The 11,990-nt window shown below is 69.8% G+C and carries 16 protein-coding genes; 10 read left to right on the plus strand and 6 right to left on the minus strand.

Going from position 1 to position 11,990, the window contains the following annotated elements; all coding sequences use genetic code 11:
* Positions 1-186 precede the first annotated feature (186 nt).
* Positions 187-591, plus strand: coding sequence for an SRPBCC family protein (locus HFP15_RS41555; RefSeq protein ID WP_168524033.1), 405 nt, complete (start codon positions 187-189; stop codon positions 589-591).
* An 8-nt stretch (positions 592-599) separates the two neighbouring features.
* Here HFP15_RS41555 and HFP15_RS41560 read toward each other — a convergent pair whose 3' ends face one another.
* A complete protein-coding gene (locus HFP15_RS41560; protein WP_168524034.1) occupies positions 600-1,370 on the minus strand; it encodes a helix-turn-helix transcriptional regulator in 771 nt (256 codons plus the stop codon).
* A gap of 176 nt (positions 1,371-1,546) precedes the next feature.
* Between HFP15_RS41560 and HFP15_RS41565 the strand changes: the two genes are divergently transcribed.
* From HFP15_RS41565 to HFP15_RS41590, 6 genes are all read left to right on the plus strand, one after another.
* Positions 1,547-2,635 (plus strand): amidohydrolase family protein, encoded by a 1,089-nt coding sequence (locus tag HFP15_RS41565; protein WP_168524036.1) that lies wholly within the window; start codon positions 1,547-1,549, stop codon positions 2,633-2,635.
* Between the two features lie 3 nt (positions 2,636-2,638).
* Positions 2,639-2,998 carry a metal-sulfur cluster assembly factor gene (locus HFP15_RS41570; RefSeq protein ID WP_168524038.1) on the plus strand — a complete coding sequence of 120 codons (360 nt, stop codon included), beginning with the start codon at positions 2,639-2,641 and terminating at the stop codon, positions 2,996-2,998.
* 1 nt (position 2,999) lies between these two features.
* Positions 3,000-4,685 (plus strand): AMP-binding protein, encoded by a 1,686-nt coding sequence (locus HFP15_RS41575; RefSeq protein ID WP_168524058.1) that lies wholly within the window; start codon positions 3,000-3,002, stop codon positions 4,683-4,685.
* Positions 4,686-4,699: 14 nt separating this feature from the next.
* Complete coding sequence (locus HFP15_RS41580; protein ID WP_168524040.1) at positions 4,700-5,092, plus strand: hypothetical protein; 393 nt, start codon at positions 4,700-4,702, stop codon at positions 5,090-5,092.
* A 100-nt stretch (positions 5,093-5,192) separates the two neighbouring features.
* The gene (locus HFP15_RS41585; protein ID WP_168524042.1) at positions 5,193-5,519 is read left to right on the plus strand and encodes a rhodanese-like domain-containing protein; all 327 of its coding nucleotides are present in this window, start codon (positions 5,193-5,195) and stop codon (positions 5,517-5,519) included.
* A gap of 82 nt (positions 5,520-5,601) precedes the next feature.
* Positions 5,602-5,874: a metal-sensitive transcriptional regulator gene (locus HFP15_RS41590; protein ID WP_168524044.1), complete on the plus strand. Its 273-nt coding sequence runs from the start codon at positions 5,602-5,604 to the stop codon at positions 5,872-5,874.
* Here the strand turns inward: HFP15_RS41590 and HFP15_RS41595 are convergent.
* From HFP15_RS41595 to HFP15_RS44310, 4 genes are all read right to left on the minus strand, one after another.
* Positions 5,831-7,555: an aminotransferase class V-fold PLP-dependent enzyme gene (locus HFP15_RS41595; protein WP_168524047.1), complete on the minus strand. Its 1,725-nt coding sequence runs from the start codon at positions 7,553-7,555 to the stop codon at positions 5,831-5,833. The two genes, HFP15_RS41590 and HFP15_RS41595, sit on opposite strands and share 44 nt — an antisense overlap.
* Positions 7,556-7,597: 42 nt before the next feature.
* Positions 7,598-8,257: a PIG-L deacetylase family protein gene (locus tag HFP15_RS41600; RefSeq protein WP_168524049.1), complete on the minus strand. Its 660-nt coding sequence runs from the start codon at positions 8,255-8,257 to the stop codon at positions 7,598-7,600.
* Entirely contained in the window at positions 8,254-8,604 is a 351-nt protein-coding gene (locus HFP15_RS41605) for a hypothetical protein (RefSeq protein ID WP_168524051.1), read from the minus strand. Before HFP15_RS41605 ends, HFP15_RS41600 begins: the two co-directional genes overlap by 4 nt.
* Before the next feature lie 64 nt (positions 8,605-8,668).
* Positions 8,669-8,986 (minus strand): DUF8730 family Cys-rich protein, encoded by a 318-nt coding sequence (locus HFP15_RS44310; protein ID WP_512699097.1) that lies wholly within the window; start codon positions 8,984-8,986, stop codon positions 8,669-8,671.
* Here HFP15_RS44310 and HFP15_RS41610 point away from each other — a divergent pair.
* The gene (locus HFP15_RS41610; RefSeq protein ID WP_168524052.1) at positions 8,985-9,344 is read left to right on the plus strand and encodes a carboxymuconolactone decarboxylase family protein; all 360 of its coding nucleotides are present in this window, start codon (positions 8,985-8,987) and stop codon (positions 9,342-9,344) included. The two genes, HFP15_RS44310 and HFP15_RS41610, sit on opposite strands and share 2 nt — an antisense overlap.
* A gap of 103 nt (positions 9,345-9,447) precedes the next feature.
* On the plus strand, positions 9,448-10,833 hold the full coding sequence (locus HFP15_RS41615; RefSeq protein ID WP_168524054.1) for an MBL fold metallo-hydrolase: 1,386 nt from the start codon (positions 9,448-9,450) through the stop codon (positions 10,831-10,833).
* 21 nt (positions 10,834-10,854) lie between these two features.
* Here HFP15_RS41615 and HFP15_RS41620 read toward each other — a convergent pair whose 3' ends face one another.
* On the minus strand, positions 10,855-11,367 hold the full coding sequence (locus HFP15_RS41620; protein ID WP_168524056.1) for an Lrp/AsnC family transcriptional regulator: 513 nt from the start codon (positions 11,365-11,367) through the stop codon (positions 10,855-10,857).
* 123 nt (positions 11,368-11,490) lie between these two features.
* On the opposite strand from HFP15_RS41620, the gene HFP15_RS41625 reads away from it, so the two are divergent.
* On the plus strand, positions 11,491-11,990 hold a 500-nt coding region (locus HFP15_RS41625; RefSeq protein WP_512699098.1), incomplete at its 3' end, for a thiamine pyrophosphate-dependent enzyme.

The following is an 11,990-nucleotide window of genomic DNA, read 5'->3' on the forward strand; positions in this document are numbered from 1 at the left end:
CAACCAGCTCAAACACTGGCGCGGCATCGCCACCCGCTTCGACAAACTCGCCACCGTTTACCGCGCGGCCGTCGTACTCCACGCCGTGATCACCTGGACCAACACATTGTCAGACATGACCTAGGCCGGCGCCACACGCGTTCGTAGCGTTCGCTGTCAAGAGCCCGACGAACGTGGAGGACAGCGATGCGAGTGGTGGAAACCCTGGTGATGGCGGCGGATCCGGACACGGTGTGGAAGATCGGCGGAGACACGGCGAACATCGCGAGCTGGGTGCCCGCGATCGAGAAATCACACCAGAGCGCAGATGTGCGGCACGCGACCTTCGCCGGCGGGGGAGGGGAAGCGGCCGAGCGCATCGTCGAGCACGACAACGCGGCGCGAAGCTATGTGTACGAGTACCTTTCCGGGCCGCTGGCGTTGCGGTCGTACCGCTCCCGGTTCACGGTGCGTGACCACGCCGAGGGTGCCGAGGTGGTGTGGGACGCCGAGTTCGAGGCCGAGAACGCCGACGAGGAACCGGCACTGGCCGACGCGATCCGCGGGATCTACCGCGCGGCTCTGGCGTCGCTGTCGGAAAAGTCGCGCTGATCGCTGTCTTAAGCAGACGATGCGGACCTGCGCACCGCGATCGCGAGTTCGGTCCGGTTGCGCAGGCCCGTGATCGCCAGGATGCGCGTGACGTACTTCTTCACGCTCGCCGGGTGCAGATGCAGCACCTCCCCGATCGACGCGTTCGACATCCCCTCGCCCACCAGCCGCGCGACCTCCGCCTGACGCGGGGAAAGCCGGGACAGCACGGTGTCCTCCACCGGCGCCGTGCGCGCGCGTACCGGCAGGTGGCACGCGATCTGCGCCAGCGGGCCGGCCAGCAGCCGCAGCGATTCGACCTCCTGCGGGCCGATCCGGCCGGGGTCCCGGTCGAACATCCCCACCAGCGCCTTGCGGCCGTCGGAGATGTCGAGATAGATCGCGGTCGCCGACTGGATGCCGTGCCGCTCCAGGTAGTCGGTGACGTACATCCGGTTCTCCGGCGTTCCGCCGTTCAGCTCGGACAATGTGGACACCCGCGTGGTGATCAGCGAGCGCAGCGCGTGCGGCATCGAGAAGATGTCGTGCTGGAACCATAGATCCTGGTATTCGGGCAGCATGTGCCGCGTGATGCCGATGATCGTGGGGGCCGGGTCGGCGCACGCGAGCGGGGCGGTGCGGCCGGTGAAGAACGTGGTGGAGCGGACCTGGTAGACCTCGGCGAGCGCGGCGGTCAGCGCGGCCTTGAACGCGGCGAGGTCGTGCGCGCCGTCGATGCGTTCGAGCACGCCGAAAGCGAGCTCGTAGGACCGGCGGCCGGCGTCTGCGAGAGTCGGCATCGTCGCCTCCCCCGTGGATGGTGCCAGGGAACGCGCCCACGGTACGCGAGGGTCGCCGGGGTGCCCAGTCCCCCGGAGGGGACAGTCTTTGTCCCCTCCGGAGGACTGCCCGCCCGGCCTGCGGATTCCTACCGTCACTGGCGACACGCAACCGGATCCACGGCGGGAGTTCTTCGATGCTCAACGGCAAGTACGTGATCGACACGGTGATCCACTCCTACAACCTCGATCCCCGCAACCACGCCGTGCCCCGCAATGCGCAGGGCATCACCGACATGATCTTCGGCGTGGTCGCGGGATCCGGGCCCGAATACGAGCTGACCCGGGAGCAGTACGTGCGCGACTGGGACGTCGAGGAGACGGTGTCCACCCTGTTCCTGGAAAGCGACACCGACTTCGCGATCTACCATCCGGTGCCGATCGGTGCCTATCACGACGGGCTGGTGTCGGTCGAGAAGGCCGCGGAGGTGCTGGCCAAGTTCCCAGCCCGTTTCCTGTCCTACGCCACCGTCGACCCGATGGCCGGGCAGGCCGCGATCGACGAGCTGGAGCGACAGGCCGAACTGCTCTCGCCGATCGGGCTCAAGCTCTACCCGTCGTCCTGGACGGCCGAGGGCAGGCACCGGCACTTCCGGATGGACGACGAGCAGGTCGTCTACCCCGTCTACGAAAAGGCCAAGGAACTCGGCATCTCGACGGTCGCGGTGCACAAGGCGGTGCCGCTGGGCCCGGTGCCGATGGACCCCTACCGCGTGGGTGACCTCGACGCGGCCGCGGCCGATCATCCCGATCTGAACTTCGAGATAGTGCACGGCGGGGTCGCGTTCGTGGAGGAGACCGCGTGGCTGCTGGCCCGCTTCCCCAACGTGTTCGTCAACCTGGAGACGCTGAACATCATCTGCGCCAAGCGGCCGGAGCAGTTCGCCGCCGCCGTGCTGGGCATGGCCGCCGCGATCGGTGACCACGTCTACGACCGGCTGTGGTGGGGCACCGGGCACATGGCCTACCACGCCCGCCCCTGCCTGGAGGCGTTCGAGGCGTTCCGATTCAGCGACCAGGACCTCGAGCGGGCCGGCCAGTTCGCGCCGGTCTCGCAGATCACCGACGAGCACAAGGCGAAGATCCTCGCCGGGAACTACGTCTCCGCGCTCGGGCTGGACCTGGACAAGATCAAGGCGGGCACCGCGAGCGACGAGCTCGAACTCCAGCGCGCCGAGGGGCTGCGGGCGCCGTGGTCGACCAGCCGCACGCCGATCGGAGCGTGAGCCGTGGCCGTGGAGGAACGCGTGCTGGAGGCGCTGCGCGAGGTCGTGGACCCGTGCAGCGTCGCGGCCGCCACGCCGATCGACATCGTGGAGATGGGCCTGGTCGAGGCGGTCGAGCGGGACGGGGACGGGGTGGCGATCCGGCTGTCGCTGACGACGCCGTCGTGCATGATGCTCGGCCAGCTGCTGGAACAGATCGACCGGCACGTGAGCCCGCTGCTGGGCGGGCGCCGTCCGAAGGTCGCCCTCGACGACGGCATGACCTGGACGCCGGAGCGGATGACCGGCCGCGCCCGGGAGATCCGCGAAGCGCGGCGCGAGGTGCTGTTGTCCTTGCTGCCCCCGAAGAGGTCGAATGGGTGACATGTCCCGCTACGACGAGCAGCCCTGGCAAGCCCGCTACACCGCCGACCTGGCGGTGACCGCATCGGAGCACGGCGACGCGGTGAGCATGTTCCGCGCCACCGTGGCCCGGAACCCGGACGGCGACGCGATCCGCTATTTCGGGCGCGGCATCACCTTCGGTGAGCTCGACGAGCTGACCGACGCGTTCGCCGCCGGGCTCGCCGCCGCCGGCTTCGAGCCGGGGCAGCGGGTCGCGATCTATGTGCAGAACACGCCGCAGTTCGTGCTCGCCCAGCTCGGCACCTGGAAGGCGGGCGGGATCGCGGTGTCGGTCAACCCGATGTACAAGGGGCGCGAGCTGGCGGAACTGCTGACCGACTCCGGCGCGTCGGTGCTGGTGTGCCTGCAGGCGCTCTACCGCGACGTCGCGGCGGCGGTCGTGCCCGGCACGGCGGTGCGGCTGGTGCTGACCACGTCGGAACTGGACCTGGCCGGGCGCGACGAGCCGCGGATCTTCGCCGGGATCGAGCGGCTCGACTGCCCCGGCACGACCGACCTGCTGGAGTTCGTGGCCCGCCACCGGGGTTCCGCGCCGCCGCGGGTGAGTCTGGACCGCTCCGACGTCGCGTTCCTGACCTACACCTCGGGCACGACGGGGCCGCCGAAGGGTGCGATGACCACGCACGCCAACGTGGTGTTCAACGCGGGCACCTACCGGGACTGGATCGGGATCGACGGCACCGACGTGATCCTGGGCGTCGCGCCGCTGTTCCACATCACCGGGCTCGTCGGGCACATCGCGCTCGGCCTGCTCACCGGGGCGCCGCTGGTGCTGATGTACCGGCTGGACCCGGCGGTGACGCTGGAGACCGCCGAGGCGGAGGGCGCCACGTTCACCGTCGGCTCGATCACGGTGTTCACCGCGCTGATGTCGGTGCCCGGTGCGAAGCCGGCCACCCTCGCGAAGATCTACTCCGGCGGTGCGCCGATCGCGCCGGAGACGGTGCGGCGCTTCGAGGAGACGTTCGGCCGCTACATCCACAACGTCTACGGCCTGACCGAGACCACGTCGCCGTCGCACGCCGTGCCCTTCGGTACCCGCGCGCCGGTGGATCCGCGCTCCGGTGCGCTGTCGGTCGGCGTGCCGGTGCCGGGGACGATCGTGCGGGTGGTCGGCGAGGACGGGCGGGAACTGCCGGTGGGGGAGGTCGGCGAGCTGGTCACCTCGGGCCCGCAGGTCGTGGCCGGTTACTGGAACAAGCCGGAGGAGACGGCGAAAGCCATGCGGGACGACGGCTTTCACACCGGAGACGTCGGCTACATGGACGCCGAGGGCTGGTTCTACGTGGTGGACCGCAAGAAGGACCAGATCAACGCCGGCGGGTACAAGATCTGGCCCCGCGAGGTGGAGGACGTCCTCTACGAACACCCCGCCGTGCGCGAGGCCGCGGTCGTCGGTGTGCCGGACGAATACCGAGGGGAGACGGTGAAAGCGTTCGTTTCGTTGCGCGCGGGCATGTCCGCCACACCGGAGGAGCTCATCGCGTTCGCGCGCGAGCGCATGGCGGCGTACAAGTACCCGCGCGCGGTCGAGATCCTGGCCGAGATTCCGAAGACGGCCAGCGGGAAACTGCTGCGGCGCGAGCTCCGGGAACGCCCGGCACGACGGCTCGACGCGCCGAGAAGGGGCGCTCACACCAAGTGAACTCCCATCTGCTGATGCTCACGTTCCGCGTGTGGCTGATCGAGTTGCCGGTCGCCGGGCTCAACTGGTTCGTGCTCGCCGAGCGGGTGTACCGGCCCCGGCTAGGCGAACTGCGAGCTCATCAGATCGCGATGACGACCAGGATCGTCTACATCTTCGCCCTGGCCTACGTGCTGCTCGCGTTCGCGGGCGGCTTCACCCCGCTGGACACGCTGGAGGCCGGCGCGTTCTGGATGCTGTTGTGGCTGGCGTTCGAGTGGGGCGGCAGCCTTCTCGTGCGCCGTCCCGTGTCCGAGATCGTTCGTGGCTGGCGGGTCCGCCGTGGCTATCTGTGGCCCTACGTGCTGGCGGCTTACCTGCTGGCACCCCTGCTCGTCGGCCTGGTCGTCCGGCCGTCCGCAGGGTGACCCACGTCCCGTCATATACCCCCGGGGGTAGTTGCCGACCGCGCCGAGCTCGGCTAACCTGGCAGAGGAGCATACCCCCTAGGGTATATGGAGGAAGATCGTGATTCAGGAAGCCGATGTCCGGGAACTGGCCGCTGCGCACCGTGGAGGTGCCCTGGTGGTGGATGTGCGTGAGCCCGGCGAGTACTCGGCCGGGCATGTTCCCGGCGCGAGGCTGGTCCCGCTCGCGAGCCTGCCGGGCCGGATCGCCGAACTGCCCCGCGGTGAACGGATCTACGTGATCTGCGCGAGCGGGGGCCGCAGCCGCGCGGCGGCGGGCTGGCTCGCCTCGGCCGGGTTGGACGCTCGTTCGGTCAGTGGTGGCACGAGTGCCTGGATCGCCGCCGGAGGACCGGTCGTGCGCGGCCCCCGCGAGAACGCGGCCTGAAGGAGGATCGGCGGCACGGGTCGGCTGCGCGGGCAAAACGGCGTATCGTAATACCCCGGGGGGTAGAGACGAGGAGACTGTAGTGAAGTTCGAGGCGGGCGAGTTGTCCGATGTGGTGAAGCGGTTGCGCCGGGCGCAGGGGCAGATCGGCGGGATCATCCAGATGATCGAGTCGGGCCGGGACTGTCAGGACGTGATCACCCAGCTGGCCGCGGCGTCCCGCGCGCTGGACCGGGCCGGATTCAAGATCATCGCGACGGGTATGGACAAGTGCCTGGAGGACGAGCGCGCGGGGTCGGCGCAGGCCGAGGCTAACCGCGCGCAGCTGGAGCAGCTGTTCCTGAGCCTGGCCTGATCTCCGCGGGCACCAGGCAGTGCGGGGGCAGGTGAAACCAGCGCAGCTCTTCGAAGTCGGCGGGCAGGCCCGTCGGTCCCGCCGCGACGGCGTCGGGCCTGGCTTCGAGGAGCTCGCGGGCGCGCAGCAACTGCTTCGGCAGGACGTCTTCGCCGGCTTGGACCCGCTCGTGCGGGTACGTGAGTCTGCCCTCGTCGTCGTAGAACACCTCGCTCAGGCGCAGCGGCGGCCGGGCCGGTGCCGCGCGATGGCGCCACAACCCGGTGTGCGGCTCGAAGGTGTAGTCGGGCAGTAGCCGGTGCCCGAGCCGGGCCAGCAGGTCCACCGCGTCGATGAGGTAGTCGCGCACGGCGTCGGAGATGAAGTAGTTGAAGTTGACCCTGCTCCAGCCGGGCTTGATGCCCTCGCAGCCGAGCGAGACCTCGTGCCGGAAGGCGTGGGAATGTTCGGTGTCGATCGCGAGCAGGCGGTGCCCGTAGGGCCCGGCGCAGGAGCAGCCGCCGCGGGCCTGGATGCCGAACAGGTCGTTGAGCAGCGCGACCACGTAGTTGTGGTGCAGGTACGAGCCGCGGACGGCGACCCGGAAGGACACGATGGACAGCCGGCGCGAGTGCCGGTTGCCCAGCAGCTCGATGTTCGGGTTCGCCTCCCAGCGTTCCAGCGCGCGGCGCCACAACCGTTCCTCGCGGGCTTGGATGACGTCGGTGCCCACGGCCTGCTTGAGGCCGAAGACCAGACCGGCGCGGATCGACTCGATGATCGCCGGCGTGCCGCCTTCCTCGCGGGCGACGGGATCGTCGAGGTACCGGTGCCCGAGCGGGTCGACGAAGGCCACCGTGCCCCCGCCCGGCGCGGTCGGCACCCGGTTGGTGACGAGCTCGCGCCGCACCACGAGCACGCCCGGGGTTTGTGGTCCGCCGACGAACTTGTGCGGGGACAGGAAGACCGCGTCCTTGTGATCCCCGCGTCCCGGCGCGCTCTCGCGGACCCGGATCGGCACGTAGGGCCCGGCCGCGGCGTAGTCCCAGAACGACAGAGCCCCGTGTTCGTGCAGGAGCGCGGCGACCCGGTCGGCGTCGGAGAGCAGGCCGGTGACGTTGGAAGCGGCGGAGAAACTGCCGATCCGAAGTGGACGGTCCCGGTAGCGCTCGAGTTCCGTGGCGAGCGCGGCCAGGTCGATGTGGCCGTCGGCGTCTTCGGGGATGACCACCACGTCGGCGATCGACTCGCGCCAGGGCAGTTCGTTGGAATGATGCTCGAACGGGCCGACGAACACGACCGGCCGCTCGTCGCGCGGTATCCGGTCGGTCAGCCGGTACCGCTCGTCGAGCCCGGCGGGCAGGCGCAGCTCGAGGATGCCGATCAGCTTGTTGACCGCGGCCGTCGCGCCGGAACCGCAGAAGATGACCAGATCGTCCTCACCGCCGCCGACCGCGTCCCGGATGAGCCGGCGCGCGCCCTCCCGCAGCGCCCCGGTCCGCAGCCCGGTGCCGGAGCTCTCGGTGTGCGTGTTGGCGTAGCGGGGAAGGACCTGCTCACGCACGAAGTCTTCGATGAAGTCCACGGACCGGCCGGACGCGGTGTAGTCGGCGTACACGGTCCGGGTCGGGCCGTAGGGGCCTTCGAACACCTCGTCGTCGCCGATGATCCCGTCCCGGATCCGTCCCAGCAAAGCGTCCACGGCAACCGAGCCTCCACGGCGGGGACCGGTCGCGCTGGAGCCCTAAGTCCCCGATGTCAGCGGCCGCACGTACTCGCGGTCGCCGAGCAGGTCCAGTCGCCGGTGCAGCACCGGGTTGTCCGAAGACTGGCTGCGGTGACAGGCGATCGCTTTCCATTGCCGCGAGCGGCTCACCGGCAACGGCGGCCCCAGTTCGCCGTCCGGCCGCCCGGCGAAGCGGGTGTGGAACTCGTCGTTGAGGGCGGTCGCGACCTGCTCGGGCAGCACCCACGCGAGCACGGGCAGCCGATCGGCGGCCGAGAGTGCCGCTTCGGTCGCCCGCTGGTGGTCCGGGTGGCCGGTGATGCCGCCGGTGTCGAATACGAGCAGGTGCGTCGGCCGGAAGCGCGCGATCGCCGTGCGGACCCGGTCTGTCAGGTCGGCCAGCGGGACTTCCGCGAGCCCGCCGTCGGGATAGTCGAGCAGTTCGGTGCTCTCGACCTCGAGAACCTCTGCGGCCGCCGCGAGTTCGGCGGAGCGAAGCGTCGCGAGTTCTCCCGGCCGGTCGTGCAAGGTGGACGCTTCGCCGCGGGTGAAACACAGCACGGCCACCGCGGCGCCTCGCGCCGTCAGCGAGCTGAGCAGGGCGCCGAGGCCGAACGACTCGTCGTCGGGATGCGCGACCACGACCAGTGCCCGCCGGACCCGCGTCAGCGCGGTCATCGCGGAACCCCGCACGCGTTGGGTGACAGTGTCCGTTGGACCAGGCCGAACCCGAGCACGCCGAAGGACACCACGGCCGCGCTCAAGCTGGCGTGGGCGAGCAGCGCGACCGACACCGGGACCGCCACGATCGCGATCTGGCTGCACTGCGAGCAGCCGCGCTTCACTCCGCCTTCGGGCGCCACATACGTCGAGGCCAGCCAGCCCGCGAGCGCGGCGGAGCCGAGCCACACCGGGTACCACCACCACGACAGGCTGTGGGTGAAGCCACTCAGCGCCAGCCCGTAACCGGCCAGCGCCACGATCGCCGCGGCCAAGCCGGCCGGCAGCGGGCGAAGACGCGTCATCGTTTCTCCATTCAGGTCGGCGTGGCCCGTGCGGGGGAGGGAAACACGGGCCACGCCGGGTCTGTCAGCGGCGGCCGAACGGCCACCACGAACGCGGTTCGCGCGGTTCCGCCGCGCACGAACAGCGCCGCGAGACGGGAACGTCGCCGAGCACCTGCTCGACGTGCCGGCCGCAACCCCGATAGGTGGGCCGCTTACAGCGCGGACAGGTAACCCTCTGGCACATACACACCTCCTGCGAACTTCCATGGTACCCCTGGGGGTATTTCGAACTTAACCGCGGGGACTGTGTTCCCGCAAACAGGGGACCGAAGTCCGTGGTCGTGCCGGGCCGGGTGGCGCAAGGTCGGTCGGTGACCGCGGCGGCGAGGAGGAACGACATGAGTTACGGCAAGACGGTCCGGGAAGAGCTGCGTAAGCCCTCGCGCGAGCTGCGGCAGGCGATCCCCTCGGTGTACGAGGGCTACCGCCGCCTGCACGAGGCCGCACTGGCCGACGGTGCCCTGGATGCGAAGACGAAGGAGCTCATCGCGCTCGCCATCGCGGTGAGCAAGGAATGCGACGGCTGCATCGCCGCCCATGCCCACGGCGCGGTGCTGCGGGGTGCCCAGCCTGCTGAAGCCGCCGAGGCCATCGGCGTCACGTTCCTGATGAACGGCGGCCCGGCGACCGTCTACGGGGCACGCGCGTATGCGGCCTTCGAAGAGTTCTACGCGGGCCACGGCCCGGCAAGCGACTAGGGCTTCGTTCCCTTGAAGCGCGGCGTGTTTGACAGCTGACGGGAGCGCGGTTAGTCTCGCTGGAAGATACCCCCAGGGGTATATCGGCGAGATGGAGGTTCCGTTGTTCTTTGCTCAGTACTACCTCGATTGCCTGTCCCAGGCTTCCTACCTGATCGGGGACGAGTCGACCGGCAGGGCGGTCGTGGTCGATCCGCGCCGGGACGTCTCGGAGTACCTGGCAGACGCGGAGTCGCGTGGCTTCACGATCGAGGCCGTCATCAACACCCACTTCCACGCCGACTTCCTGGCCGGTCACCTCGAACTGGCGGGCCGGACGGGCGCGTGGATCGGTTACGGGCGGCGCGCCGAGACCGAGTATCCCGTCCGCAAGCTCGCCGACGGTGAGCGCATCGACCTCGGCGAGGTCACCCTCGAGATCATCGAGACCCCCGGTCACACCCCGGAGTCGATCAGCGTGCTGGTCTACGAGCACGCCGACGACGAGGTCGCCTACGGGGTGCTGACCGGCGATGCCCTGTTCATCGGCGATGTGGGCAGGCCCGACCTGCTGGCGTCGGTCGGTGTCACGGCCGACGAGCTGGCCCGCATGCTCTACGACAGCGTCCAGCGCAAGCTCATGTCGTTGCCGGACGCGGTGCGGGTGTTCCCCGCGCACGGGGCCGGATCCGCGTGCGGCAAGAACCTGTCCACCGAACGATCGTCGACGATCGGGATGCAGCGCCTCACCAACTACGCCTGCGCGCCGATGGCCGAAGACGAGTTCGTCGCGGTCGTCACCGCCGGTCAGGCGGCGGCGCCGGGCTACTTCTCCTACGACGCCGGCCTCAACCGCAAGGACCACGAACTGTTCGACCCGTCCGCGGCCCGGCCGCTGACCACGGACGAGGTGCTGGCGCTGCGCGCGGATGGTGCGGTGCTGCTCGACGGCCGTGATCCGCAGGAGTTCGCCGCCGGGCACCTGCGTGGTTCGGTCAACGTTCCCGCCGACGGGCGATTCGCCGAGCAGGCGGGCACCGTCGTGCGGCCCGGGCAGCAGCTCGTCGTCATCGCACCCGACGGCAGGGAGCTCGAGCTCGTGACGAGGCTGGCCCGGATCGGGTTCGACCGCGTCGCCGGGTACCTCGCCGAGCCCGAGGATGTGCTGCCGTCTCTGGCGGATGACCTGGTTCAGGCCAGTCGCGTGACCGCGGCACAACTCCGGGACGCCCTGCGCGCGGAGCCGGGGCCGGTCGTCGTCGACGTCCGCAACCCGGCCGAACGCGAGGAAGGACATATCGAGGGCTCGCTGCACATCCCGCTCGCCCAGCTGCCCGACCGTCTCGGCGAGATCCCGCCCGAACGATCCGTGGTCTTCCACTGCGCCGGTGGTCTGCGGTCGTCGATCGCCGCGAGCCTGCTGCGCCACAGCGGCCACGGCGACGTGTCGGATCTGCTCGGCGGGTACGGCGCCTGGCTCCTGCTGCCCGAAGCCACCGCCACGCGCTGAGGCCGGCCCGGAGGCGGATGCTCAGCGTTGCCGCGCGATGTCTTCGATGAGTGCGGTGACGCGGTGCCCGACCATGCGACGCATGACGAGTGAGGTGGTCGTGCGTTCCACGCCGTCGATGGCGAGGACGAGGCCGGCGATGCGGTAGAGGTCGTCGGCGTCGCGTGCGACGGCGTGGACGAGCAGGTCGGCTTCGCCGCTCATGCCGAGGACTTCGATGACTTCCGGGACCCGGGCCAGTGCGTCGCCGACGGGGTCGAGTTTGCGTTGTTCGACGGTGACGCTGAGGTAGGCGGTGAGCGGGTAGCCGAGCGCGGCGGGTTCGATGCGCCGCTCGAGGCTGCCCAGGACGCCGTTTTCTTCCAGCCGGGCGAGCCGGGCTTGCACGGTGTTGCGGGACAGCCCTGCCCGTTCGGCCAGTGCGAGCGCGGTGCCGCGCGGGTTTTCCGCCAGTGCGAGCAGCAGCCGGGCGTCGATGGCGTCGATCGGCGCCGGTGTCCCGTCTGCCGGCTCGCCCTGCCTGTCTGTGTGCATCGTGCTCGCCTTTCGCGGCTTCGGAACCGAGGGCGTGTGCAGGATGCACACGCGTTTGCTGGTCGCTTGTGCAGTGAGCGTACAAGTGGTGCGCTGGTCGGGCACATTGCGCGAGAGGAGTTCATGATGTCCGCACCATCGGCATCCGCGGTCCCGGCCGGCGCGGGGGAGCGGCTCGCGGTTCTCGGGGAGATTGAGCGGCGGGTGCGGTGGCTGGCGACCGCGATCATTGATCACGCGAACCGGGTGCGGCCGAATCCGAGTGGGTTGAAGGTGGGTGGGCATCAGGCGTCGTCGGCGTCGATGACGACGTTGATGACGGCGTTGTGGTTCGAGCATCTGCGGGCGGGGGATCGGGTGTCGGTCAAGCCGCACGCGTCGCCGGTGTTGCACGCGATCAACTATTTGCTGGGGGAGTTGGACGAGGAGTATCTGACGACGCTGCGGGCCTTCGGTGGGTTGCAGTCGTATCCGTCGCGGTCGAAGGATCCGGATCCGGTGGACTATTCGACGGGGTCGGTGGGTATCGGTGCGACGGCGCCGATCTGGGGTGCGCTGGCCCGCCGTTATGTGGCGACATTGGGTGAGCGGGCTGGGGTGGGCCGGCAGTACTCGCTGGTGGG

The sequence above is a fragment of the Amycolatopsis acididurans genome (assembly GCF_012328925.1).
In the GTDB taxonomy this organism is placed as follows: domain Bacteria; phylum Actinomycetota; class Actinomycetes; order Mycobacteriales; family Pseudonocardiaceae; genus Amycolatopsis_E; species Amycolatopsis_E acididurans.

Coding starts and splice junctions, on each gene's coding strand:
- HFP15_RS41555 (WP_168524033.1), top strand. CDS start 187: ATGCGAGTGGTGGAAACCCTGGTGATGGCGGCGGATCCGGACACGGTG.
- HFP15_RS41560 (WP_168524034.1), bottom strand. CDS start 1,370: ATGCCGACTCTCGCAGACGCCGGCCGCCGGTCCTACGAGCTCGCTTTC.
- HFP15_RS41565 (WP_168524036.1), top strand. CDS start 1,547: ATGCTCAACGGCAAGTACGTGATCGACACGGTGATCCACTCCTACAAC.
- HFP15_RS41575 (WP_168524058.1), top strand. CDS start 3,000: ATGTCCCGCTACGACGAGCAGCCCTGGCAAGCCCGCTACACCGCCGAC.
- HFP15_RS41580 (WP_168524040.1), top strand. CDS start 4,700: ATGCTCACGTTCCGCGTGTGGCTGATCGAGTTGCCGGTCGCCGGGCTC.
- HFP15_RS41600 (WP_168524049.1), bottom strand. CDS start 8,257: ATGACCGCGCTGACGCGGGTCCGGCGGGCACTGGTCGTGGTCGCGCAT.
- HFP15_RS41605 (WP_168524051.1), bottom strand. CDS start 8,604: ATGACGCGTCTTCGCCCGCTGCCGGCCGGCTTGGCCGCGGCGATCGTG.
- HFP15_RS41610 (WP_168524052.1), top strand. CDS start 8,985: ATGAGTTACGGCAAGACGGTCCGGGAAGAGCTGCGTAAGCCCTCGCGC.
- HFP15_RS44310 (WP_512699097.1), bottom strand. CDS start 8,986: ATGTCGTTCCTCCTCGCCGCCGCGGTCACCGACCGACCTTGCGCCACC.
- HFP15_RS41620 (WP_168524056.1), bottom strand. CDS start 11,367: ATGCACACAGACAGGCAGGGCGAGCCGGCAGACGGGACACCGGCGCCG.